Origin of the sequence: Streptomyces sp. NPDC050549, from assembly GCF_040655035.1 — a bacterium.
Classification (GTDB): Bacteria; Actinomycetota; Actinomycetes; order Streptomycetales; family Streptomycetaceae; genus Streptomyces.
On sequence record NZ_JBFAJD010000027.1, the window covers coordinates 1 to 25,349 of the forward strand.

General features: G+C 69.8%; 14 protein-coding genes, 1 tRNA gene and 1 rRNA gene. 12 read left to right on the forward strand and 4 right to left on the reverse strand.

Annotated features, from left to right (window positions below):
- The 3 genes from rrf to AB0I51_RS31915 form a co-directional block, all read left to right on the forward strand.
- Positions 1 to 95: ribosomal RNA gene (gene rrf / locus AB0I51_RS31905) — 5S ribosomal RNA — on the forward strand; the annotation flags it as partial.
- Positions 96 to 208: 113 nt separating this feature from the next.
- Positions 209 to 871 (forward strand): DegT/DnrJ/EryC1/StrS family aminotransferase, encoded by a 663-nt coding sequence (locus AB0I51_RS31910; protein WP_362981335.1) that lies wholly within the window; start codon positions 209 to 211, stop codon positions 869 to 871.
- Between the two features lie 95 nt (positions 872 to 966).
- Positions 967 to 1,042 (forward strand) — tRNA-Thr (locus AB0I51_RS31915).
- 50 nt (positions 1,043 to 1,092) lie between these two features.
- On the opposite strand, the gene AB0I51_RS31920 is transcribed toward AB0I51_RS31915, so the two are convergent.
- Positions 1,093 to 3,843: a SpoIIE family protein phosphatase gene (locus AB0I51_RS31920; RefSeq protein ID WP_362981140.1), complete on the reverse strand. Its 2,751-nt coding sequence runs from the start codon at positions 3,841 to 3,843 to the stop codon at positions 1,093 to 1,095.
- Positions 3,844 to 4,221: 378 nt separating this feature from the next.
- Here AB0I51_RS31920 and AB0I51_RS31925 point away from each other — a divergent pair, with 378 nt between their 5' ends.
- The 9 genes from AB0I51_RS31925 to AB0I51_RS31965 all read left to right on the forward strand — a co-directional run bounded on the left by AB0I51_RS31925 (position 4,222) and on the right by AB0I51_RS31965 (position 18,585).
- Positions 4,222 to 9,702 carry a HAMP domain-containing protein gene (locus AB0I51_RS31925; RefSeq protein WP_362981142.1) on the forward strand — a complete coding sequence of 1,827 codons (5,481 nt, stop codon included), beginning with the start codon at positions 4,222 to 4,224 and terminating at the stop codon, positions 9,700 to 9,702.
- A 286-nt stretch (positions 9,703 to 9,988) separates the two neighbouring features.
- Positions 9,989 to 10,672 carry a response regulator gene (locus AB0I51_RS31930; RefSeq protein WP_200714639.1) on the forward strand — a complete coding sequence of 228 codons (684 nt, stop codon included), beginning with the start codon at positions 9,989 to 9,991 and terminating at the stop codon, positions 10,670 to 10,672.
- A 124-nt stretch (positions 10,673 to 10,796) separates the two neighbouring features.
- Entirely contained in the window at positions 10,797 to 13,502 is a 2,706-nt protein-coding gene (locus AB0I51_RS31935) for a DNA translocase FtsK (RefSeq protein ID WP_362981144.1), read from the forward strand.
- 266 nt (positions 13,503 to 13,768) lie between these two features.
- A complete protein-coding gene (locus AB0I51_RS31940) occupies positions 13,769 to 14,629 on the forward strand; it encodes a RodZ domain-containing protein (RefSeq protein WP_362981146.1) in 861 nt (286 codons plus the stop codon).
- 103 nt (positions 14,630 to 14,732) lie between these two features.
- Entirely contained in the window at positions 14,733 to 16,205 is a 1,473-nt protein-coding gene (gene rimO / locus AB0I51_RS31945) for a 30S ribosomal protein S12 methylthiotransferase RimO (protein ID WP_362981148.1), read from the forward strand.
- Positions 16,202 to 17,011, forward strand: coding sequence for a CDP-diacylglycerol--glycerol-3-phosphate 3-phosphatidyltransferase (pgsA, locus tag AB0I51_RS31950; protein WP_362981150.1), 810 nt, complete (start codon positions 16,202 to 16,204; stop codon positions 17,009 to 17,011). The genes rimO and pgsA overlap by 4 nt, the downstream gene beginning before the upstream one ends.
- Positions 17,008 to 17,553 carry a CinA family protein gene (locus AB0I51_RS31955; RefSeq protein WP_362981152.1) on the forward strand — a complete coding sequence of 182 codons (546 nt, stop codon included), beginning with the start codon at positions 17,008 to 17,010 and terminating at the stop codon, positions 17,551 to 17,553. Before pgsA ends, AB0I51_RS31955 begins: the two co-directional genes overlap by 4 nt.
- A 109-nt stretch (positions 17,554 to 17,662) precedes the next feature.
- Positions 17,663 to 18,037: a helix-turn-helix transcriptional regulator gene (locus AB0I51_RS31960; protein ID WP_019075583.1), complete on the forward strand. Its 375-nt coding sequence runs from the start codon at positions 17,663 to 17,665 to the stop codon at positions 18,035 to 18,037.
- A gap of 254 nt (positions 18,038 to 18,291) precedes the next feature.
- Positions 18,292 to 18,585 carry a hypothetical protein gene (locus tag AB0I51_RS31965; RefSeq protein ID WP_362981154.1) on the forward strand — a complete coding sequence of 98 codons (294 nt, stop codon included), beginning with the start codon at positions 18,292 to 18,294 and terminating at the stop codon, positions 18,583 to 18,585.
- Here AB0I51_RS31965 and AB0I51_RS31970 read toward each other — a convergent pair.
- The 3 genes from AB0I51_RS31970 to AB0I51_RS31980 are packed head-to-tail and all read right to left on the reverse strand — an operon-like array spanning position 18,533 to position 25,272.
- A complete protein-coding gene (locus AB0I51_RS31970) occupies positions 18,533 to 19,297 on the reverse strand; it encodes an SDR family NAD(P)-dependent oxidoreductase (RefSeq protein ID WP_362981156.1) in 765 nt (254 codons plus the stop codon). The genes AB0I51_RS31965 and AB0I51_RS31970 overlap by 53 nt on opposite strands.
- 32 nt (positions 19,298 to 19,329) lie before the next feature.
- Positions 19,330 to 20,208 carry a DNA-formamidopyrimidine glycosylase family protein gene (locus AB0I51_RS31975; RefSeq protein WP_362981158.1) on the reverse strand — a complete coding sequence of 293 codons (879 nt, stop codon included), beginning with the start codon at positions 20,206 to 20,208 and terminating at the stop codon, positions 19,330 to 19,332.
- Positions 20,209 to 20,247: 39 nt separating this feature from the next.
- Positions 20,248 to 25,272, reverse strand: a complete 5,025-nt coding sequence (locus tag AB0I51_RS31980) for an ATP-dependent helicase (RefSeq protein WP_362981160.1) — start codon at positions 25,270 to 25,272, stop codon at positions 20,248 to 20,250.
- Positions 25,273 to 25,349: the final 77 nt, after the last annotated feature.

Genomic DNA, 25,349 nt, shown 5'->3' on the forward strand with positions numbered 1-25,349 from the left:
AAACGCCCGGTTACATTCCGAACCCGGAAGCTAAGCCTTACAGCGCCGATGGTACTGCAGGGGGGACCCTGTGGGAGAGTAGGACGCCGCCGAACAAAATTTGAGAGGGTTGGATCCTGAACTTCGGTTCGGGGTCCAACCCTTTTTTGTTTGGCGTCACTTGAAGTTCACATCGCACAATCACCATCCGAGCATGGGTACTGCTGCAATGCTCAGGGCCGCAGGCGTCGGACTCGGTGACGAGGTCGTCGTGCCGGCGTTCGGGAACGTGGAAGTCGCCGAGGCTGTCACTCTCGCGGGTGGGTTGCCGGTGTTCGCCGACATAGATCCGGTGACGTACTGCCTCGACGCGTCCGCTGTCGAAGCGGCCGTAACTCCGCGTACGGCGGCGATAGTTGTCGTACATCGATTCGGTCGGTCGGCTGACATGGCGCGACTGCTCGGGGTCGGGCAGCGGCATGGGCTGCTGGTGTTGCAGCAGGGGGAGTCCGAGGCGCCGTACGACGAGGTGGCTCAGCGGCGGGAGCGGGCCTCCTATCTTGACGCGAAGTTGCGTGGGGTGCGGACGCCCGATGGTGGGGACGGGCATACCTACCAGCAGTACGTCGTGCGGGTGCCGGGGAACGGGCGGCCGGATCGTGACGCCTTCGCTCGGGCCGTGCGGGGCAGGGGAGTTGAGTGCCGGGTGCCGGTGAAGACGCCTGTGCATCGGCTGCCTGAGTTCCGGCGGTGTGTGGCGCTGCCGGAGACCGAGCGGGCCGCTGACGAGACGCTCGCGCTGCCGGTCGACGCTTCGTTGACGAAGCGGGAGATGCAGCGGATCGTTTCTGCGTGCAACGCGCTCGGGGGACTGCTGCAGCCCGCTTTCTGACCGAGTCGGGGTCGGGTGGCGGTGGTTGGGCGCACGGGCCTGTTCGGGGTATGATTCTTTTCGTCGCCGCGAGGGAAGCCTCGGGAAAGCGACAGGCCCTCTTAGCTCAGTCGGTAGAGCGTCTCCATGGTAAGGAGAAGGTCAACGGTTCGATTCCGTTAGAGGGCTCCATTAACTGAAGGCCCCGCCCAATTGGGCGGGGCCTTTTGCGTGTTCGGGTGTCAGTCCTTCTGGAGGCCCGGGACCCGCATGGCGAGGATGGCCATGTCGTCGGAGGGGGCGTCCGACGCGAAGCGTTCGACAGCGCGCATGATGCGGGCCGCGACCGCGCCGGCCGTCAGGCCCGTGCAGGTGGTGAGGACGTCCGTGAGGCCGTCGTCGCCCAGCATGCGGGTGCCTTCGCGGCGTTCGGTGACGCCGTCCGTGACGCACAGGAGGACGTCACCCGGGTCGAGGGTGACCGTCTGCTCGTAGAGCTCCAGATCGTCCATGACGCCGAGGAGGGGCTGGGGTTCGGCGGCCGGTTCGACGGTGCCGTCCTGGCGCAGGCGGAGCGGGAGCGGGTGGCCGGCGCAGACCACCTTCAGCTTGGCGCTGCCGTCCTCCTGGGGCCACAACTCGCCGTAGAGGAGGGTCAGGAAGCGGCTGCGGGCGCCCTCGTCGAGGATTGCGGAGTTGAGGCGCTCCAGGACCGCGGGGCCGCCGAAACCCTCCCTGGCGAGCAGGCGGAGGGCGTGGCGGGCCAGGCCGGTGACCGCGGCTGCCTCGGGGCCGGTGCCGCAGACGTCGCCGATGGCGAAGCCGTAGACGCCGTCGCGGATGGGGAAGAGGTCGTAGAAGTCGCCGCCCACTTCGTTGCCCTCGCCGGCCGCGCGGTAGATGACCTCGACCTCGACGCCCTCGATGTGCGGGAGGTCGGGGGGCAGGAGGCTGCGCTGGAGGGACTGGCTGATGGCCGTGCGCTCCGAGTACAGGCGGGCGTTGTCGAGGGCGAGGGCGGCTCGGCGGCTCAAGTCCTCGGCCAGTTCCAGGATTTCCTGGCGGAAGTGTTCGTCGGTGGGCTTGCCGAGGGTCAGCATGCCGATGACGCGGTTGCGGGCGACCAGGGGGAGGACCACGGTCTCGCCGCCGACTGCCGAGGCGGTGGCGAGAGTTGGGCCGATGCCCGAGCTGACGCGGCGGGTCGGTTCGCCGAGGCCGAGGCTGCGCATGGAGGTGCGCAGGGCCGCCTGGTGGGCGGCCTCGGCGGGGGCGGCCCAGACGCGGGCGCCGGGGGTGGGGACCGGGTCCGGAGGGGCGATCTTCGAGAGCAACGACTTGATGCCGTCGATGAGTTCCTCGTCCTCGTGCAGGACGTACGAGAGGTACGGGTCCGAGGCCTGGTCGGCGATCGTGTAGACCGCGCACCAAGTGGCGAGGGTCGGGACCGTCATCTGGGCCATCAGGGCCAGGGTTTGGTCGCGGTCCAGGGTGCCTGCCAGGAGGTCGGAGGCCTCCACCAGGAAGCTGAGGGATCCGCGGCGCAGGCGTTCCAGTTCGCCCAGGCGGGCCGATTCGACCGCCAACGCGATGCGGTCGGCGGCGAATTGGAGGCGAAGGGCTTCTTCGTTCGAGTATTTGTTGGGGCCTTCGGCTGCCACTCCGAGGGAGCCGGTGAGGCGGCCCTCGACCTTGAGGGGGACGGTGACGACCGAGCGCATTCCGGTGCCGCTGAGGAGCGGTACGGCGCCCGGGACGGCCTGGAGGTCTTCGTGGACGGCCGGCATGCGGGCGGAGCCGTAGCGACCGGGGCCCGCTTCGACGGGCACGCGCGCGAAGCGCTGACGGGCGGAGGGCAGGCCGGTGGAGGCGCGGACCTCCAACTCCGTTTCGTCGTCGGTCGCGAGGAGAAGGAAGGCGGAGTCTCCGTCGAGCATGTCGCGGGCGCGTTCGACCGTGCGCTGGAGGAGGCCGTCGAGGTCGTCCGGCGCGGGGGAGCCGATGAACACCTCGAAGGGATCGGCGTTCTGGCCGTCCGGGGTGGACGCCGCGTCGGGGGCGGGGCCGCGCAACGGGGTCTGCAGAACCGCGCGTTCGTGATCCCTCACCAGGAGGCACACGGTTGACGGCTCGCCGCCGGTGTCACGGACGCGGAGGTGGGAGGCGTACACCGGGATCACGCGGCCGTCGGCGCCGCGGACGCCGTAACTGCCCTCCCAGCGGGAGAGACGCAGCGCCTCGGCGATGCCGGTGCTGGTCCCCGGAGTGTGCGGCCAGGCGGCGAGGTCGGTGAGGGGCTTGCCGGTGACCTGCTCGGCGGCGTATCCGAAGAGTTCCTCGGCGTCCTCGTTCCAGGACGCGATGGAGCCCGTACGGTCGATCTGGACGACCGCGACGCGGACCCTGCCGTCGGCGAGCGGGAGCAGGGCGGCGGGCAGGGACGGGCCGGCCGCGCGGGTGCCCACCGGGCGGGCGGGGAGGTCGAGTTGGAACCAGACCAGCTTCTGTGTGGGGGTGTAGTCGACACCCCAGCGGCTGGCCAGGGCCGCGCACAGCTGGAGGCCGCGGCCGCCCTCGCGGTCGGGGCTGCTCATGGTGATCGCGGCCCCCTGGAGGGGGATTTCGCGTTCGGGGTAGTGGTCGGCGACCTCGATCCGCACGCCGTCGTCACTCCGTAGGCACAGAACATCCGCAGCCGTGCCCGCGTGGACCACGGCGTTGGTCACCAGCTCGCTGGTGAGGACCACGGCGTCGTCGACGATGTCGGCGAAGCCCCAGCCCTGCAGGGTGTCGCGGACGAAGGACCGCGCGGTGGCGACCGATCGTCCGACGGGCTCGAAGCTGGCTGCCGCGCGCGCGGTGATCACAGAACTCCTCGGCCTGTTGTCGGCGGGCAGGGGCCCATGGCCGATCGGTGCCTGCCGGGGCAACGGCTGGTTCCCGGTCGGCGGGGGATCCTGGGGCGTTCCTCCAGGATGCAGTCCGGTGGTCATGGTGCGGTGCCCCTCCGATGCCTGCCCGCTCGTGCTCGTGCCACCGCCCAGGCCGGACGGAACCGGCGAGGCTGGACAGCCGCATGCAAGGTTACTTACCTTCACCGTCCACGCGGATGCCGGTCGCGGTGTTTCCGTCCGGAGGGTGTGCGGACGATGTGCGAAGCTGCCGAACTGTTATGGCCTGGTTCAGGCAGGGTGAAACACTGGGCAGGATTCTGGTGAAGGTCCGGGCAGGCTGGGCGTCTTCTGTGTACGGAGGGCGACAGGTCCTGTTGAAGCCCGGTAAACCGGGCAGAGATACGCGGCAGTAACTGATACGCCGAGCAGTAGCACCCAAGCACAGCAGTAACGGTCGACCCCTGCGGGAGGGACACAGTGGAGTCTGGCGCAGCGACGCGGGCCACCAAGACGCGCGCGAAAGGCGGACAGTCCCTGAAGAACCAGCGCAAACCGCGCAACGGGACCACGGAAGTGGACGCGGCGTCCTTGGACCGGCTGCTGACGGCTCTCGTCTCCATGCGGGACGGGAACTTCCGCAAGCGGCTCACGGTGTCCGGCGACGGCGTGATGTCGGAGATCGCCGCCGTGTTCAACGAGGTGGCCGACCGCAATCTGCACCTCACGGGTGAGCTGTCGCGGGTGCGGCGCGTGGTGGGCCGTGAGGGAAAGCTCACGGAGCGGCTGGAGACGGCCGCCTGCGAGGGTTCCTGGGCCTCGGCCATCGATGCCTCCAACGCGCTCGTGGACGACCTTGTACGGCCCGTCTCAGAGGTCGGGCGGGTGCTCTCCGCGGTGGCGGAGGGTGACCTGTCGCCGCGCATGGAGCTGCGGACGCAGGCGCAGGACGACGGGAACGGGCATCCGCTGCGCGGGGAGTTCCTGAAGGTCGGGCGGACCGTCAACAATCTGGTCGACCAGCTGTCGACGTTCACCGACGAGGTCACGCGCGTGGCCAGCGAGGTGGGCACCGAGGGCAAGCTCGGCGGGCAGGCACGCGTGCGTGGCATGTCCGGCTCCTGGAAGGACCTCACGGAGTCCGTCAACACGATGGCGTACCGGCTGACGGCCCAGGTGCGGGACATCGCTCTGGTGACCACGGCGGTCGCCAAGGGCGACCTGTCACGCAAGGTCACCGTTCATGTCGCCGGCGAGATGCTGGAGCTGAAGAACACCGTCAACACGATGGTGGACCAGCTGTCCTCGTTCTCCTCCGAGGTGACGCGAGTCGCCCGCGAGGTGGGTACCGAGGGCGAACTCGGCGGTCAGGCGCAGGTGCCAGGTGTGGCCGGGGTGTGGAAGGACCTCACCGACTCGGTGAACATCATGGCCGGCAACCTGACGGCCCAGGTGCGCGGGATCGCCCAGGTGACGACGGCGGTCGCCAACGGTGACCTGTCGCAGAAGGTGACCGTGTCGGCGCGGGGCGAGGTCGCCCAGCTCGCCGAGACGATCAACCAGATGACCGAGACGCTACGTACGTTCGCGGACGAGGTCACGCGCGTGGCCAACGAGGTCGGTGCCGAGGGGCAGCTCGGCGGGCAGGCGAACGTGCCGGGTGCGGCGGGGACGTGGAAGGACCTCACCGACTCGGTGAACACGGTCTTCCGGAACCTGACGATCCAGGTGCGGGACATTGCCGCCGTGACGACCGCCGTGGCGAGCGGTGACCTGTCCCAGAAGGTCACCGTGAACGTGGCCGGCGAGATGCTGGAGCTGAAGAACACCGTCAACGGGATGGTTGATCAACTGTCCTCGTTCGGTGCCGAGGTCACGCGCGTGGCGCGCGAGATCGGTGTCGAGGGCGAGCTGGGCGGTCAGGCGCAGGTGCCGGGCGCGGCCGGTACATGGAAGGACTTGACCGACTCGGTCAACACCGCATTCCGCAACCTCACCGGTCAGGTGCGCAACATCGCGCAGGTGACGACGGCCGTGGCCAACGGCGACCTGTCGCAGAAGGTCACCGTCGACGTGTCCGGCGAGATGCTTCAGTTGAAGAACACCGTCAACACGATGGTCGATCAACTGTCGTCGTTCGCCGACCAGGTGACCCGGATGGCCCGGGACGTGGGCACTGAGGGCAGGCTCGGCGGCCAGGCGCGCGTGGACGGCGTCTCGGGCACCTGGAAGGAACTCACCGACTCCGTCAACTCGATGGCCGGGAACCTGACTTCCCAGGTGCGCAACATCGCCCAGGTGACGACGGCGGTGGCCCAGGGCGACCTGTCCCAGAAGATCGACGTGGACGCGCGCGGCGAGATCCTGGAGCTGAAGAACACCATCAACACGATGGTCGACCAACTGTCCGCGTTCGCCGACCAGGTGACCCGGGTGGCCCGCGAGGTGGGCACGGAGGGCCGGCTCGGCGGCCAGGCGCAGGTACCCGGTGTCGCCGGTGTGTGGCGTGACCTGACCGACTCGGTGAACGGCATGGCCGGCAACCTCACCGCCCAGGTGCGCAACATCGCGCAGGTCGCTACCGCGGTTGCCCGGGGTGACCTGTCCCAGAAGATCACCGTGGACGCGCGCGGGGAGATCCTGGAGCTGAAGAACACCCTGAACACGATGGTCGACCAGCTGTCCTCGTTCGCCGAGGAGGTCACGCGAGTGGCCCGAGAGGTGGGCACCGAGGGGCAGTTGGGCGGTCAGGCCGAGGTGCAGGGTGTCTCCGGCACCTGGAAGGACCTCACGCAGTCGGTGAACTTCATGGCGAACAACCTGACCATCCAGGTGCGCCAGATCGCCGAGGTCACGACCGCCGTCGCCAAGGGCGACCTGTCCAAGAAGATCACTGTTGACGCGAAGGGCGAGATCCTTGAGCTCGTCACGACGGTCAACACCATGGTTGATCAACTCTCCTCGTTCGCCGAGCAGGTGACCCGCGTGGCCCGTGAGGTGGGCACCGAGGGCATCCTGGGCGGCCAGGCCCATGTGCCGGGCATCACGGGCATCTGGAAGGATCTCAGCGGCAACGTCAACCTGATGGCCAACAACCTGACCATGCAGGTGCGGAACATCTCCCAGGTCGCGGCGGCGGTCGCCAACGGCGACCTGACCCGGACGGTGACGATCGAGGCGCGCGGCGAGGTCCAGCAGCTCGCCGACACCTTCAACACCATGGTGAAGACGCTGAGTTCGTTCGCCGACCAGGTCACCAAGGTGGCCCGCGAGGTGGGCACGGACGGCATCCTGGGCGGCCAGGCGCATGTGCCGGGTGTGGCGGGCACCTGGAAGGACCTCACCGACTCGGTGAACGGCATGGCGTCCAACCTGACCGGCCAGGTGCGCAACATCGCGATGGTCACCACGGCCATCGCCAAGGGCGACCTGACCAAGAAGATCGACATTGACGCCCGCGGCGAGATCCTGGAACTCAAGACGACGATCAACACCATGGTTGATCAGCTGTCCAGTTTCGCCGAGGAGGTCACCCGAGTGGCCCGCGAGGTGGGCACCGAGGGCCAGCTCGGCGGCCAGGCACGTGTGCGTGACGTCGACGGCACCTGGCGCGACCTCACCGAGTCTGTGAACGAGATGGCCGGGAACCTGACCCGCCAGGTGCGTGCCATCGCGCGCGTGGCGACCGCTGTGACCCGGGGCGACCTGAACCTGAAGATCGACGTGGACGCGTCCGGGGAGATCCAGGAACTCCAGGACTACATCAACAAGATGATCGCCAACCTGCGCGACACCACGATCGCCAACAAGGAGCAGGACTGGCTCAAGGGCAACCTGGCCCGCATCTCCGCGCTGATGCAGGGCCGCCGCGACCTGGACGACGTCGCCTCGCTGATCATGAGCGAGCTGACACCGGTGGTCTCCGCGCAGCACGGCGCGTTCTTCCTCGCGCTGCCCCTGGCGGACGCGGAGGGCGAGGAGGCGTACGAACTGCGCATGCTCGGGTCCTACGGCTACTCGATGGGCTCCATGCCGACGTCGTTCAGGCCCGGTGAGGCGCTGATCGGGACAGCCGCCCAGGAGCGGCGCACGATCCTCGTGGAGAACGCGCCCAGCGGCTATCTGAAGATCTCCTCGGGGCTCGGGGAGGCGCCGCCCGCGCAGGTGATCGTGCTGCCGGTGCTGTTCGAGGGGAAGGTGCTCGGCGTCATCGAGCTGGCCTCCTTCACGCCCTTCACACAGATCCAGAAGGACTTCCTCAACCAGATCGCCGAGATGATCGCGACCAGCGTCAACACCATCTCCGTCAACACCAAGACGGAGCTGCTGCTGAAGCAGTCCCAGGAGCTGACCGAGCAACTCCAGGAGCGGTCGGCCGAGTTGGAGAACAGGCAGAAGGCACTCCAGTCGTCCAACGCCGAACTGGAGGAGAAGGCCGAGCTGCTGGCCCAGCAGAACCGGGACATCGAGGTGAAGAACACCGAGATCGAGGAGGCCCGGCAGGTCCTGGAGGAACGCGCCGAGCAGCTTGCCGTGTCGATGCGCTACAAGAGCGAGTTCCTCGCCAACATGTCGCACGAGCTGCGCACACCGCTCAACTCGCTGCTGATCCTGGCCAAGCTGCTCGCCGACAACGCGGAGGGGAACCTCTCCCCGAAGCAGGTCGAGTTCGCCGAGACGATCCACGGCGCGGGGTCCGACCTGCTCCAGCTGATCAACGACATCCTGGACCTGTCGAAGGTCGAGGCGGGCAAGATGGACGTCTCCCCGACACGCATCGCGCTCGTCCAACTCGTCGACTACGTAGAGGCCACTTTCCGCCCGCTGACCGCCGAGAAGGGCCTCGACCTGTCGGTCCGGGTGTCGCCGGAACTGCCCGCCACGCTCCACACCGACGAGCAGCGGCTGCTCCAGGTGCTGCGCAACCTGCTGTCCAACGCGGTGAAGTTCACCGACTCCGGAGCGGTCGAACTGGTCATCCGACCGGCCGGCGCGGACGTACCGGTGGCGATCCGGGAGCAACTCCTGGAGGCCGGTTCGCTGCGGGACGCGGACGCCGACCTGATCGCCTTCTCGGTGACCGACACCGGGATCGGGATCGCGGGCAGCAAGATGCGGGTCATCTTCGAGGCGTTCAAGCAGGCTGACGGTACGACCAGCCGCAAGTACGGCGGTACGGGCCTCGGGCTGTCGATCTCCCGGGAGATCGCGCAGCTGCTCGGCGGTGAGATCTTCGCGCAGAGCGAACCGGGACGCGGCTCCACGTTCACGTTGTATTTGCCGCTGCACCCGAGCGAACTGCCCCCGCAGGGCTACCAGCAGCTGCCCGCGCTGGAGGCGGGCGACCTCGTGGCGTCGTCCGCCGCGGAGCTCGCCGAGCTGTCGGACCGGAGCGAGGTGGACATCGAGACGCCGGCCGAGGTGAAGTCGTACCACGAGACGCAGAACGGTGCCGCCGCGCTCTTCAGGAGGCGTCGCAGGGCCGTGTCCGCTATCGAGCGGTCCGCGCCGCAGCTGGGGCAGACTGTGCGGGACCAGTGGGCCGCCGAGGAGGCGGCGCCCGCGTCGCGCCGGGGCATCCGGTTCAACGGGGAGAAGGTGCTCATCGTCGACGACGACATCCGCAACGTCTTCGCGCTGACGAGCGTCCTGGAGCAGCACGGGCTGTCCGTGCTGTACGCGGAGAACGGCCGTGAGGGCATCGAAGTCCTGGAACAGCACGACGACGTGACGGTCGTTCTGATGGACATCATGATGCCCGAGATGGACGGATACGCGACGACGACGGCGATCCGCAGGATGCCGCAGTTCGCCGGGCTCCCGATCATCGCGCTGACCGCGAAGGCGATGAAGGGCGACCGCGAGAAGGCGATCGAGTCCGGCGCCTCGGACTACGTCACCAAGCCGGTCGATCCCGATCACCTGCTGTCGGTGATGGAGCAGTGGATGCGTCCGGAGTGAGGGAAACGACCGGGCCTGACGGGAAAGCGGTGGGAACGGTGCGGGGAACGTCCGGTGTGCACACGGAGTTGCTGACTCAGTGTGTCCGAAGCCGTGTAGAAGCACGGGATTCGGGGAACCTTCTGGTCTCCCGCTACGTTTCTGCTTCGTGCACAGTGACATCGTGGTGACAGGGTGTGGCGACAGGCGGGGTGCGGCTACCATGACCGGCACAAGGACGGGCGGCGCAAGAGAGCCGTCCTCTGGGGCGGCGCCCGGTGCACATCCGGGGCGAGGAGGGCGGGCCATGGTGCAGAAGGCCAAGATCCTTCTGGTCGATGACCGGCCGGAGAATCTGCTGGCGCTGGAGGCCATCCTCTCTGCGCTCGATCAGACACTGGTTCGGGCATCGTCCGGGGAGGAAGCGCTCAAAGCACTGCTCACGGACGACTTCGCGGTCATTCTGCTGGACGTTCAGATGCCGGGCATGGACGGTTTCGAAACCGCCGCGCACATCAAGCGACGGGAGCGGACCCGGGACATCCCGATCATCTTCCTCACCGCGATCAACCACGGCCCGCACCACACCTTCCGGGGTTACGCGGCGGGCGCGGTCGACTACATCTCCAAGCCGTTCGACCCGTGGGTGCTGCGCGCGAAGGTCTCGGTCTTCGTCGAGCTGTACATGAAGAACTGCCAACTGCGGGAGCAGGCAGCGCTGTTGCGGCTCCAGCTGGAGGGCGGCGGCAAGCCCGCGGTCGGTGCGGCCAAGGAACCGGCCGGACTGCTCGCCGAGCTGTCGGCGCGGCTCGCGGCCGTCGAGGAGCAGGCCGAGGCGCTGTCCAAGCAGCTCGACGACGAGTCGGCGGACGCGGCGGCCGTGGCCACCGCGGCCCATCTCGAACGCAAACTCACCGGGCTGCGCAGGGCACTCGACGCCCTGGAGCCGGGCACCGGCACCGGAGCACCTTCGCTCCCGTCACAGAACTGACGTCCGCCGCGGGCGCAGTTGTGCGTGAGCGCACGTCAGTTCTCTCGTCCCGTACGGGCGACACGAACGGGTGAAGCAGTGGGCACACGTGTCCCCTGCGCTCTCCACAGGTAACCTCACACCTATGGCCTCACGTCCCTCCGCAGCCAAGAAGCAGCCCGCCAAGAGGGCTGCTCCGGCGAAGGCTCCGGCGAAGAAGGCCGCCGCGAAAAGGGCGCCGGCGAAGAAGGCGGTCGCCAAGAAGACCGCCCGCCCGGCGCCCAAGCCCGCGCCCAGCCCCACCGGTGGCATCGTCAAGCTCGTGCGCGCCATCTGGCTCGGCACCGCACACACCGTCGGCGCCGTGTTCCGCGGCATAGGGCAGGGCGCGAAGAACCTCGACCCGGCCCACCGCAAGGACGGCGTCGCGCTGCTGCTGTTCGGCCTCGCCCTGATCGTCGCGGCCGGCACCTGGGCCGATCTGCGCGGCCCGGTCGGCGACCTCGTCGAGATCCTGGTGACGGGTGCCTTCGGCCGCCTCGACCTGCTCGTGCCGATACTGCTCGCGGTGATCGCCGTGCGCTTCATCCGGCACCCGGAGAAGCCCGAGGCCAACGGCCGCATCGTGATCGGCCTGTCCGCGCTTGTCATCGGCGTGCTCGGCCAGGTCCACATCGCCTGCGGCGCGCCCGCCCGCAGCGACGGCATGCAGGCGATAAGGGACGCCGGCGGCCTCATCGGCTGGGGTGTGGCGACCCCGCTGACGTACACGATGGGCGAAGTGCTCGCCGTACCCCTGCTCGTGCTGCTCACGATCTTCGGGCTGCTGGTCGTCACGGCCACACCCGTCAACGCCATCCCGCAGCGCCTGCGGCTGCTCGGGGTGAAGCTGGGCATCGTCCACGACCCCGACGACGAGGACGAGTTCGGCGAGGACGACGAGCGCTACGACGAGCAGTGGCGTGAGGCGCTGCCCGCGCGCCCCCGCAAGCGCGGGAGCGACCCCGAGGCGTACGACCCCGAGAGCGCAGAGCAGGAGGCACTCAGCAGGCGCCGGAGCCGCCCCAGGCGCTCCGCGGTGCCCCAGCCCGACATGCACCGCCCCATGGACGCCGTGGACGTCGCAGCGGCCGCCGCAGCCGCGCTCGACGGGGCCGTCCTGCACGGCATGCCGCCCTCGCCGATCGTCGCAGACCTCACCCAGGGCGTACGGGTGGGAGGCGACCGCGAGGACACCACCCCGACACCCGTCCCGGCCCCCGCCGCGCGCCCCAAGCAGGAGAAGCTCAAGGCCGAGGTCATGGACCTCACCAAGGCGCCCCCGGAGGAGCCCCGCGACCTTCCGCCGCGCGCCGAGCAGCTCCAGCTCTCCGGCGACATCACGTACTCGCTGCCCTCGCTCGACCTCCTCACGCGCGGGGGCCCCGGCAAGGCGCGCAGCGCCGCGAACGACGCCGTGGTCGCCTCCCTGACGAACGTCTTCTCCGAGTTCAAGGTCGACGCAGCCGTCACCGGCTTCACGCGCGGCCCCACGGTCACCCGCTACGAGGTGGAGCTCGGCCCCGCAGTCAAGGTCGAGCGGATCACCGCCCTCACCAAGAACATCGCCTACGCCGTCGCCAGCCCCGATGTGCGGATCATCAGCCCGATCCCCGGCAAGTCCGCGGTCGGCATCGAGATCCCGAACACGGACCGGGAGATGGTCAACGTAGGAGACGTCCTGCGTCTCGCGGACGCGGCCGAGGACGATCACCCGATGCTCGTGGCGCTCGGCAAGGACGTCGAGGGCGGCTACGTCATGGCCAACATGGCGAAGATGCCGCACATCCTGGTGGCCGGTGCCACCGGATCCGGCAAGTCGTCCTGCATCAACTGCCTGATCACGTCGATCATGTGCCGCGCGACTCCCGAGGACGTCCGCATGGTCCTCGTCGACCCCAAGCGCGTCGAACTGACCGCCTACGAAGGCATCCCGCACCTGATCACGCCCATCATCACCAACCCGAAGCGGGCCGCCGAGGCGCTCCAGTGGGTCGTACGCGAGATGGACCTCAGGTATGACGACCTCGCGGCCTTCGGGTACCGGCACATCGACGACTTCAACCAGGCGATCCGCGACGGCAAGCTGAAGACGCCGGAGGGCAGCGAGCGGGAGCTCAAGACGTATCCGTACCTCCTTGTGATCGTCGACGAGCTGGCCGACCTGATGATGGTCGCGCCTCGCGACGTCGAGGACTCGATCGTGCGCATCACGCAGCTCGCGCGCGCGGCCGGCATCCACCTGGTGCTCGCGACACAGCGCCCCTCCGTGGACGTCGTCACCGGTCTGATCAAGGCGAACGTGCCCTCCAGGCTCGCGTTCGCCACCTCCTCGCTCGCCGACTCCCGGGTCATCCTCGACCAGCCCGGCGCCGAGAAACTGATCGGCAAGGGCGACGGGCTGTACCTGCCGATGGGTCAGAACAAGCCCACCCGTATGCAGGGCGCCTTCGTCACCGAGGACGAGATCCACGCCGTCGTGCAGCACTGCAAGGACCAGATGACCCCGGTCTTCCGGGAGGACGTCACCGTTGGCACCAAGCAGAAGAAGGAGATCGACGAGGACATCGGCGACGACCTCGATCTGCTGTGCCAGGCGGCCGAGCTGGTCGTGTCCACGCAGTTCGGGTCCACCTCGATGCTCCAGCGCAAGCTGCGCGTCGGCTTCGCCAAGGCGGGGCGGCTCATGGACCTCATGGAGTCCCGGGGCATCGTCGGGCCCAGTGAGGGGTCCAAGGCGCGTGACGTTCTGGTGAAGGGTGACGAGCTGGACGGCGTGCTCGCGGTCATCCGCGGTGAGTCCGAGGGCTAGGAGTGGGTAGGCGGTTCCCCTAGGGGTGCGACCGGCCGTGACTCACCCGTTAGAGATCGTCGGGCAACCGTTTCCCTTTGCCGTACGTCAAGTTGAGCGAGAGGACAGATGGGGCTCCCAGCACGGGGTCCGTGTCTGGCCCGCCATCGGCCTGTCCGGCCATACCGATGGCGTACAAAGTCCGACCGCCCGGTTGCCCCACCCTTTCATACCCCCCCTAGACTGAACCTCCAGCACAGGCGGCTACACGCTCGAAAGGCGCCCCCGTGTCCATCGGCAACTCCCCTCAAGACGAGTCTCCGTTCGAAGACGGTCGCTCCGAAGACGGTCATGAGGAAGCAGCCCGCCCTTCCGTCGGCCGAACCCTGCAACAGGCTCGTATCGCCGCCGGGCTGACCGTCGACGACGTCAGCAGTGTCACCCGGGTCCGCATCGCCATCGTGCACGCCATCGAAGCCGACGACTTCACGCCCTGCGGCGGTGATGTCTACGCGCGCGGGCACATCCGGACCCTCGCCAGGGCCGTCCACATCGATCCCGCCCCGCTCCTCGCGCGCTACGACGACGATCACGGCGGACGCCCGGCTCCGACGCCGGCGGCGCCTCTCTTCGAGGCGGAACGCATCCGTCCGGAGCGACGCGGGCCCAACTGGACCGCTGCCATGGTCGCCGCGATCGTCGCGGTGGTCGGCTTCGTCGGATTCACCGCCTTCAAGGGCGGCGACAGCGGCAGCGACGCCAAGTCGCAGGTCGCCCAGGGAGCCACGCCCAGCGCCAGCAAACCCGCCAAGCCGACCCCCTCGAACACCGACTCCGCCACCCCCAAGTCCGACCCCTCCGACAGCGCCATCGCCGCCGCTCCGCAGGACAAGGTGACGGTCCAGGTGACTGCGGTCGACGGCCGCAGCTGGATCTCCGCCAAGGACCACAACGGCCGGATGCTCTTCGACGGACTGCTCAAGAAGGGCGAGTCCAAGACCTTCCAGGACAGCTCGAAGGTCAATCTGATCCTCGGCGACGCCGGTGCGATCCAGCTCTACGTCAACGGCAAGAAGATCGAGGACGACTTCCAGCCCGGAGCGGTGGAGCGCCTCACGTACACGAAGGGCGACCCCGAGGTCGGATGAGCGGACCGGCAAGCGGTCCCACGGGATGATGTTCAAGGGGTTGGCCAAGATCGGCCAACCCCTTCGACGTGGGGTGTCAGTGGGACGAAGTAGTCTTGAGCCCATGCCTGAACGCCGTACCGTCGCACTCGTCACTCTTGGCTGCGCCCGTAACGAGGTGGACTCGGAGGAGCTCGCAGGCCGCTTGGAGGCGGACGGCTGGCAACTCGTGGAGGACGCCGAGGACGCGGACGTCGCCGTCGTCAACACCTGTGGCTTCGTCGAGGCCGCCAAGAAGGACTCCGTAGACGCCCTCCTGGAAGCCAACGACCTCAAGGGTCATGGCAGAACGCAGGCCGTCGTGGCGGTGGGCTGCATGGCCGAGCGGTACGGCAAGGAACTTGCCGAGGCGCTCCCCGAGGCCGACGGAGTGCTCGGCTTCGACGACTACGCCGACATCTCCGACCGCCTTCAGACCATCCTGAACGGCGGCATCCACGCCTCGCACACCCCGCGCGACCGCCGCAAGCTGCTGCCGATCAGCCCCGCCGAGCGGCAGGAGTCCGCCGCCGACGTGGCGCTGCCCGGCCACGGCCCGGCCGACCTCCCGGACGGCCTCGCGCCCGCCTCGGGCCCGCGCGCGCCCCTGCGCCGCCGCCTGGACGGCGCGCCGGTCGCCTCGGTGAAGCTCGCCTCCGGCTGCGACCGGCGCTGCTCCTTCTGCGCCATCCCGTCCTTCCGCGGCTCCTTCATCTCCCGCCGCCCCAGCGACGTGCTCAACGAGACGCGCTGGCTGGCCGAACAGGGCGTCAAGGAGATCATGCTGGTCTCCGAGAACAACACGTCCTACGGCAAGGACCTGGGCGACATCCGCCTCCTGGAGTCGCTGCTGCCCGAACTGGCGGACATCGACGGCCTCGAGCGCGTGCGCGTCAGCTACCTCCAGCCGGCCGAGATGCGCCCCGGGCTCATCGACGTGCTCACCTCGACACCGAAGATCGCGCCCTACTTCGACCTGTCCTTCCAGCACTCCGCCCCCGACGTGCTGCGCGCCATGCGCCGTTTCGGCGACACCGACCGCTTCCTCGAACTGCTCGACACCATCCGCTCCAAGGCCCCGCAGGCCGGCGTGCGCTCGAACTTCATCGTCGGCTTCCCCGGCGAGACCGAGTCCGACCTCGCCGAACTGGAGCGCTTCCTGAATGGCGCGCGACTGGACGCCATCGGCGTCTTCGGCTACTCCGACGAGGAGGGCACGGAGGCGGCGACGTACGACAAGAAGCTCGACCAGGACGTCGTGGACGAGCGGCTCGCGCACATCTCGCGCCTCGCCGAGGAACTCGTCTCGCAGCGTGCCGAGGAGCGCGTCGGCGAGACCGTGCACGTGCTGGTGGAGTCGGTGGACTCCGAGGACGGCGTCCACGGCCGCGGCGAGCACCAGGCGCCGGAGACGGACGGGCAGGTGCTTCTCACGAGCGGCGAAGGCCTGAGCGTCGGCCGTATGGTCGAGGCGAAGGTGGTCGGTACGGAAGGTGTCGACCTGGTGGCCGAGCCGCTCCTGGGCTCGCTCGCGTGTAGTGAGGAGGCGGGCAGATGACCGGAGTCCCGGCATCGGCGGCGGGTGGCACCTCCAGCGCGAACGGCGCGCCCGCGAGCGCGGGTTCCGGTGCGGCCTCCGGTGGCGCCTCTTCCGGTGCGATGTCGGGCAGTGTCTCCGGTGGTACCCCGTCCGATGCTGTCCAGGGCGGCGCCTCGGGTGTACCCGGTGGCCCGAGGCCGGCGCGCGGCGCGAAGGTCGTCGCCGCCGCCGTCAACCAGGCGAGCGTCTGGAACATCGCCAACTTCCTGACCATGCTCCGGCTGCTGCTCGTCCCCGGCTTCGTCGCCCTGATGCTGGCCGACGGCGGGTACGACCCGGCGATGCGCTCGTTCGCCTGGGCGGCGTTCGCCATCGCCATGATCACCGACCTGTTCGACGGTCACCTGGCGCGTACCTACGACCTCGTCACCGACTTCGGGAAGATCGCCGACCCCATCGCCGACAAGGCGATCATGGGCGCGGCGCTGATCTGTCTGTCCTCGCTGGGTGACCTCCCGTGGTGGGTGACCATTGTCATCCTCGGCCGGGAACTCGGGATCACGCTGCTGCGTTTTCTTGTCATCCGGTACGGCGTCATTCCCGCGTCGCGCGGCGGCAAGCTGAAGACGCTCACGCAGGGCGTGGCCGTAGGGATGTATGTGCTGGCGCTCACGGGGTGGCTGGCCACCCTGAGGTTCTGGGTGATGGCCGTGGCGGTCGTTCTGACCGTGTTGACCGGGCTCGACTATGTGAGACAGGCCATTGTGCTGCGCAGGCAGGGAATCGCCGAGCGCATGGCGGCGTCGGAGGAGACGGAAGCGTGAATTCCACGGCCACTGAAGTGGTGCGACTACTGACCGTGAGCGGTGCGACGCTCGCTGTCGCCGAGTCGCTCACCGGTGGTCTGGTTGCGGCGGAGATCACATCGGTGCCCGGAGCTTCGAAGGCCTTCCGCGGTTCGGTCACCGCCTACGCCACCGAGCTGAAGCACCAGCTGCTCGGTGTCGACGCCGCTCTGCTGGCCGAGCGGGGCGCGGTGGATGCGCAGGTCGCGGCCCAGATGGCGGCCGGCGTGCGGAAGGCGCTGGGCGCCGACTGGGGTATCGCGACGACCGGTGTGGCGGGCCCGGAGCCCCAGGACGGGCAGCCCGTGGGCACAGTTTTCGTGGCCGTGGACGGGCCCTTTGGTCCGGATTCGGGTGCCGCCGGTGGCGGGAAAGTGGCCGCGCTGCGGTTGAACGGCGGCCGGGCGGAAATTCGTATGGAGAGTGTACGGAGCGTACTCGCGCTGCTTCTGGAGCGGCTCGTGAGCGAACAGACCGGAAATGAGCGGGCACAGGATACGGAACAGAACGGGGGGTTTTGATGTTTGCAGCCCTGAGTGAACACGACATCGCTCCCCGCACGGCCGCGGCGCAAGGCGGTACGGTGGGGCGAGAAGGATGCGGCTACGCGGTCCGAGGAGGGAGCCACCGATGATTCTGCTCCGTCGCCTGCTGGGTGACGTGCTGCGTCGGCAGCGCCAGCGCCAGGGCCGTACTCTGCGCGAAGTCTCCTCGTCCGCCCGAGTCTCACTCGGCTATCTCTCCGAGGTGGAGCGGGGGCAGAAGGAGGCTTCCTCTGAACTGCTCTCCGCCATCTGCGACGCGTTGGACGTACGGATGTCCGAGCTCATGCGGGAAGTGAGCGACGAGCTCGCTCTCGCCGAGCTGGCCCAGTCTGCTGCGGCCACCGATTCCGTGCCCACGTCGGTACGCCCGATGCTGGGTTCCGTGTCGGTGACCGGTGTGCCACCGGAACGGGTGACCATCAAGGCCCCCGCCGAGGCGGTGGACGTGGTCGCCGCGTGACGATGACGCTGGTCTGAGCCGATGCGGCGCTGACCCGCACTGAGGATGTGCTGAGGGCCCCGGCCGGGGCTTCTCCAGTGAGAGCTGGAGAGGTGCGGTCGGGGTCTTTCGTGTTTCCGGGTGCCTTGTGCGGCTCCGTTTGCCGGTGTGGCTCGGTGCGGTCATGGTTGAGGCGGGTGGCGCGTCCGTGTGCCGTCGATGCACCCCCTCGCGGGTGACCGCGGCGGTCTGGCGTCCGGCTGGAGGTGGTGGCCATGGCGTGGCGGACAGCGCGCTGGGGAGCTGCCCTGGGACTCGGGGCGCTGTGGTGGTGGGCCGTGCTGCGGCTTGTCCTGACGCCGCACGCGGGTGCGCTGGAGGGGGCGGTCGCGGCCGGGGGGTGGGGGCTGAGTCTGCTTCCGGTGCACTGCATGCCCAAGGCACGAGCGGCGGGAGCCGTGGCCACGGGGCGGTGGAGGGAGGCCTGGCGGACGTCGGCCGCTGGGACGGTGTCCCTCACCACGGCATCGCCACGCCCCCGTTCGGACGGAGGATCTGACCCGTCGTGAACGACGACGCGTCGGACGCCAGATACAGCACGGCCTGGGCGATGTCCTCCGGCTCACCTACCCGGCCCAGTGGCGACAGCCGGGCCATCAGCGCCTCGGTACGGGCCTGCGCCTCGCCCTCGTGGTGATCGGTCATCGGTGTGCGTATCCAGCCCGGTGCGACGGCATTGACGCGGATGCCGTGCCGGCCGACCTCCGTCGCCAGCGTCTTGGTCAGCTGGACGACGGCCGCCTTCGCGGCGCTGTAGCAGAGCAGCCCGGACCCTCCGGTGTCGATCGCGCCGGAGGCCATGGTGACGATGCTGCCCCGGGTGCCGCTGTCGAGCATCAGCCGAGCCGCCTCCTGGCAGGCGTACAGCACTCCCTTGAAGTTGACGTTCAGCACCCGGTCTAGATCCTCGTCCCGGGTCTCCAGCACTGTGCTGCTGTGCATGATCCCGGCGACCGCGGCCATCACATGCAGTTCCTCGCAGGACTCGACGGCCTGCCGGAGCTGTGCGCGATCGGTGACGTCGAGGTGGTGGGTGCGGGCGGTGCCGCCCTTGTCCTTGATCAGGGTCGCCGTCTCGTGCAGTCCCTGCGGGTCACGGTCGGCGCAGTGCACGGTGGCACCCGCCTCGGCGAGCAGCACGGCCGACGCGCGGCCGATACCGCTGGCGGCGCCGGTGACGAAAGCGGTGCGTCCGGTGAGGTCGTACGCCTTGACGGGCATGCAGCGACGGTACGAGGGTTTCTGACGGGTCGTCAATTAGTCGTACGGTGCTGAGTTCCGCGAGGTGGGGAGGTGCCCGGCGCCGGTCCCACCTGGCAGGTCGGGCACCAGTAGGTGGGGCGCTCGCGTGAGCCGTCGCCCTGGTCGGCCGTGCGGATCGGGGTGTCGCAGCGCAGACAGGGGCGGGGCGCGCGGCCGTAGACGAACAGGTCGGGAGTGTGGGGGCCGCCTGTGGCGCGGTTCGCGGAACCGTTCGTGATGTTGCTTGTGGTGTTGCGGACCGGGCGGTCGCGGTTGGCTTCCAGGAGGCGCTTGGCGATGGCGGGGAGTTTCGCGGCGCGGTCGGCGGGCAGGGCGCCGATGGGGAGCCAGGGGGTGGCGCCGAGGAGGAAACAGAGTTCGCTCTTGTAGATGTTGCCGATACCCGCCAGGTTGCACTGGTCGAGCATGGCCTCGCCCAGGGGGCGGGTGGGGTCGGCGAGGAGGTTGGCCAGCGCCTGCACGGGGTTCCAGTCGGGGCCCAGGAGGTCGGGGCCGAGGTGGCCGACGGCGCGGTGTTCTTCGCTGGTACGGAGGAGTTCCAGGACGGGGAGGCGGTAGCCGACGGCCGTGCGGTCGGCGGTGCCGAGGATCGCACGGATCTGGTGGGCCGGGCCGCCGCCGCTCCAGCGTTGACCATTGGCGTACACCCGCCAGGTGCCGTCCATGCGCAGGTGCGAGTGGAGGGTGAGATTGCCCTCGACATGGGTCAGCAGGTGCTTGCCGCGGGGTGTGACATCCAGGACGGTGCGGCCGGTGAGGTCCGCCGTGGCGTACTTGGGAACCCTGAGATCGCTGCGGGTCAGCACCTTGCCCGCGAGGGCCGTGTGGAGGCGCTTCGCGGTCTGCCAGACGGTGTCGCCTTCAGGCATGGGGCAAGGGTGGCATGCGGTGGTGAGGGTCGGTTCGGCTCATGCGCGCAGGCGCAGGCCGCGCGGTGTCGCGATGAAGCCCGCTCCTTCCAGGAGGGTGCCGATGGAGGAGGTCAGGGCCGAGGCGCCGTTGACGCGCTCCACCGTGACCGTGCCGAGCGAACCGGCTCGGGCCGCTGCCGCGAGGGCTTCGGCGGCCCCTTGCAGGCGTGGGTCTTCGGTGGCCGTGGTGTCCGGTGCGGAGGGCCAGGCGAGCAGGGTCTTGCCGCCGCGCTCCATGTACAGCGTCAGCTCACCGTCGACGAGTACGACGAGCGAGCCGGCCTTCCGCCCCGGCTTGTGTCCGGCCCCGGTGGGCGGCTCGGGCCAGGGGAGGGCGGCGCCGTACGCGTTCGCAGGGTCGGCGGCGGCCAGGACCACGGCTCGGGTGACGAGGGAGGGACGGTGGTAGGAGGACCTGCTGTTGGTCAGGGGTGCCGGGGTGGGGAAGTCGCGGGGCGAGACGTAGTCGCCCGGGGACGGGGGGTGGGAGGCAGGGGAGCCTTGGTGCCGTGACGTGGGTCCGGCCGGTGTGTCCGTGTCGTCGAGGTCGTCGAAGTCGGTGAACGGGCCGAAGGCGTCGGCGAAGTCGTGAACTCCGGAGGGGGTGGGCGCGTGAGGATCGGACGGGGCGTGCCGACCGCGGTTGTCGCGGGAGTCGTAGGTGGTCGGGGCCGCCGTGAAGCGGCCGGTGGAACCGGAGGCCGCTGTTGAGGAGCCGCCGAGGGTCCCGAAGCCGTAGGGATCGTTGTCCGTGGTGTCCGGTGTGGGCAGGTCGTCGCCCCGGTCGCGGGCGTTGGCGACCGCGCGGAGGCGGTCCACCGCGCCGTCCATCGCGAACTGGGCGGCGCCGAGGCCCTCCACGACATACCCGCGCCGCGCCTGACCGCTCTCCTCGAAGACGGACAGGATGCGGTACGTCGCCGAGAACCCGCCCTCCACGCCCTCCGCGGCGACCGCACCCCGGGTCACCACGCCGTGCCGGTCGAGCAGGGTGCGCGCCAGGGCGTGGGCGCGCACGGTCGGGTCCGGCTCGTGGGCGGGGAGCAGGGACCAGCGGCCGGCGACAGTCGGCGGACCGGTGCGTGAGGCGGGCCGCGCGGCGGCGGTGAGGGAGCCGTAGCGCCCGCGCGGGACCGTGCGTTTCGCGCGGTGGGCCGTGGAACCCGCCGTGCGGCCGGAGCCCAGCAGGGAGCGCATGGGGGTGAGCGTGTCGTTCGTGAGGCGGCCGGACCAGGCCAGGTCCCAGACGGCGTCGGCCAGTTGGGGATCGGTGGCGTCGGGGTGGGTGGTCGCGCGGACCTGGTCGGCGATCTGGCGGAAGAAGAGGCCGTAGCCGCCGGAGAGGGTGTCCAGGACGGACTGGTGCAGTGCCGTGAGTTCGAGCGGGTGCGGTGGCGGGAGGAGCAGGGGGGCCGCGTCCGCCAGGTAGAGGGAGATCCAGCCGTCCTTGCCGGGGAGGGAGCCTGCGCCCGCCCACACCAGTTCGCCGGCTGCGGTGAGTTCGTCGAGCATGGTGGGCGCGTAGTTCGCCACGCGGGACGGCAGGACGAGCTTCTCCAGGGCCGACGCGGGCACGGAGGCGCCCTGCAACTGTTCGACGGCGCGCACCAGTCCGTCGATGCCGCGCAGCCCATGACCCTTGCCGATGTGCTGCCACTGGGGGAGGAACTGCGCCAGCGCGGCCGGCGGCACCGGCTCCAACTCGTGCCGCAGCGCGGCCAGAGAGCGGCGGCGCAGGCGCCGCAGCACTGTCGCGTCGCACCACTCCTGACCGATACCGGCCGGGTGGAACTCCCCTTGTACGACGCGGCCGTTCGCCGCTAGCCGCTGCAACGCGCCGTCCGTGACCGCCACGCCGAGCCCGAAGCGAGCGGCTGCCGTGGCCGATGTGAACGGGCCGTGGGTGCGGGCATGGCGTGCGAGGAGGTCGCCGAGCGGGTCCTTGACCGGTTCGGTGAAGGCCTCGGGGACACCGACGGGCAGCGCCGTGCCGAGCGCGTCGCGCAGTCGGCCGGCGTCCTCGATCGCCGCCCAGTGGTCGGCACCGCCGATACGGACCCCGATCGCGCGCCGCGCGGAAGCGAGGTCGTGGGCCCACTGCGGTGCGGCGCCCCGCTCGGCCAACTCGGCGTCGGTGAGCGGGCCGAGCAGCCGCAGCAGGTCAGCGACGCCCTCGACGTCCTTGATGCGGCGGTCCTCGGTGAGCCACTGGAGTTCGCGCTCCAGCTCGGTGAGTACTTCGGCGTCGAGGAGTTCGCGCAGTTCCGCCTGGCCGAGCAACTCGGCCAGCAGCCGGGAGTCCAGGGACAGGGCGGCGGCGCGGCGCTCGGCGAGCGGTGAGTCTCCCTCGTACAGGAACTGGGCGACGTACCCGAAGAGGAGGGAGCGGGCGAAGGGGGACGGCTCGGGGGTGGTGACCTCGACGAGTCGCACCTTGCGGGACTCCAGGTCGCCCATCAGCTCGGTGAGGCCCGGGACGTCGAAGACGTCCTGGAGGCATTCGCGGACCGCCTCCAGAACGATCGGGAACGAGCCGAACTCGCTTGCCACCTGGAGCAGTTGGGCCGCGCGCTGGCGCTGCTGCCACAACGGGGTGCGCTTGCCGGGGTTGCGGCGTGGCAGCAGCAGCGCGCGGGCGGCGCACTCGCGGAAGCGGGCCGCGAACAGGGCCGAGCCGCCGACCTGGTCGGTGACGATCTGATCGACCTCGCCCTTGTCGAAGGCGACATCCGCCGCGCCCACGGGCGCCTGGTCGGCGTCGTACTCCGTGCCTGCCTTCGTGGGTTCCTGGTCGAGCAGGTCCAGGCCCATCAGGTCGGCGTCGGGCAGGCGCAGGACGATGCCGTCGTCGGCGTGCATCACCTGTGCGTCCATGCCGTAGCGCTCGGAGAGGCGGGCGCCCAGGGCGAGGGCCCAGGGGGCGTGGACCTGGGCGCCGAAGGGGGAGTGGATGACCACGCGCCAGTCGCCGAGCTCGTCGCGGAAGCGCTCCACGACGATCGTGCGGTCGTCCGGGATGTGGCCGCAGGCCTCGCGCTGTTCCGCCAGGTACGACAGCACGTTCTCCGCGGCCCAGGCGTCGAGGCCCGCGGCGAGGAGGCGCAGGCGGGCGTCCTCCTTGGGCTGCGAGCCGACCTCGCGGAGGAACGCGCCCACCGCGCGGCCCAGTTCTAGCGGGCGGCCCAGCTGGTCGCCCTTCCAGAAGGGGAGCCGGCCCGGGACGCCCGGCGCGGGGGAGACCAGGACACGGTCGCGGGTGATGTCCTCGATCCGCCAGGAGCTGGTGCCGAGGGTGAAGACGTCGCCCACCCGGGACTCGTAGACCATCTCCTCGTCCAGCTCGCCGACCCGGCCGCCGCCCTTCTTGGGGTCGGCGCCGGCGAGGGAGACCCCGAAGAGACCGCGATCGGGGATCGTGCCCCCGGAGGTGACGGCGAGACGCTGCGCGCCGGGGCGGCCGGTGATCGTGCCGGCGATGCGGTCCCACACCACGCGCGGGCGCAACTCGGCGAAGGCGTCGGACGGGTAGCGGCCCGCGAGCATGTCCAGCACGGCTGTGAACGCGGACTCCGGGAGCGAGGCGAAGGGCGCGGCGCGGCGGACCGTGGCGAGCAGGTCGTCGACCTGCCAGGTGTCCAGCGCCGTCATCGCGACGAGCTGCTGGGCGAGGACGTCCAGAGGGTTGGCGGGGACCTTCAGGGACTCGATGGAGCCCGTGCGCATCCGCTCGGTGACCACGGCGGCCTGGACGAGGTCACCCCGGTACTTGGGGAAGACCACACCTGTGGAGACCGCGCCGAGCTGGTGTCCCGCGCGGCCCACGCGCTGGAGGCCGGAGGCCACCGAGGGCGGGGACTCCACCTGGATGACGAGATCGACGGCTCCCATGTCGATGCCCAGCTCCAGACTGGACGTGGCGACCACGGCGGGCAGTCGGCCCGCCTTGAGGTCCTCCTCGACCTGGGCGCGCTGCTCCTTGGAGACCGAGCCGTGGTGGGCGCGCGCGATGACCGGGGGCGCACCCTGGGCCGCGCCGGAGCCGCCCATCAGCTCGGCCGGTGCATGGTGTTCGTCCAGGGGCTCGCCGGTCGCCCGCTCGTAGGCGATCTCGTTGAGCCGGTTGCACAGACGCTCCGCCAGACGGCGGGAGTTGGCGAACACGATCGTTGAACGATGGGCCTGGACGAGGTCGGTGATGCGCTCCTCGACATGCGGCCAGATCGACGGCTTCTCCGCACCCTCGCTGCCGTCGGCCACCGGGGAGCCGCCCAACTCGCCCAGATCCTCGACCGGAACGACCACGGAGAGGTCGAACTCCTTGCCCGACTTCGGCTGGACGATCTCCACCTTGCGGCGCGGGGAGAGATAGCGGGCGACCTCGTCGACCGGACGCACCGTCGCCGACAGGCCGATACGGCGGGCCGGCCTCGGCAGCAGCTCGTCCAGCCGCTCCAGGGACAGCGCGAGATGCGCGCCCCGCTTGGTGCCCGCGACCGCGTGCACCTCGTCCAGGATCACCGTCTCGATGCCGGTCAGCGCGTCACGCGTGGCCGACGTCAGCATCAGGAACAGGGACTCCGGGGTGGTGATCAGGATGTCCGGCGGGCGGGTGGACAGGGCGCGGCGCTCGGCGGGCGGGGTGTCGCCGGAGCGGATGCCGACCTTGATCTCGGGTTCGGGCAGGCCCAGGCGGACGGATTCCTGGCGGATACCGGTGAGCGGGCTGCGGAGATTGCGCTCCACGTCGACCGCGAGGGCCTTCAGCGGAGACACGTACAGGACGCGGCAGCGCTTCTTCGGGTCGGCGGGCGGCGGTGTCGCGGCGAGCTGGTCCAACGCGGCGAGGAACGCGGCCAGCGTCTTGCCGGAACCGGTCGGGGCGACCACCAGCACGTCCGAGCCCTCGCCGATGGCCCGCCACGCGCCCGCCTGGGCCGCGGTGGGCGCGGAGAACGCCCCCGTGAACCAGCCGCGGGTCGCGGGGGAGAAGCCGTCGAGGGCTCGGTGTGCGGAGCTGACCATGCGTCCATCCTGCACCCGACCACTGACAATGCATCTGACCTGCGGGAATTCTCCGGCGACGGTTTGCAGGACGGTTT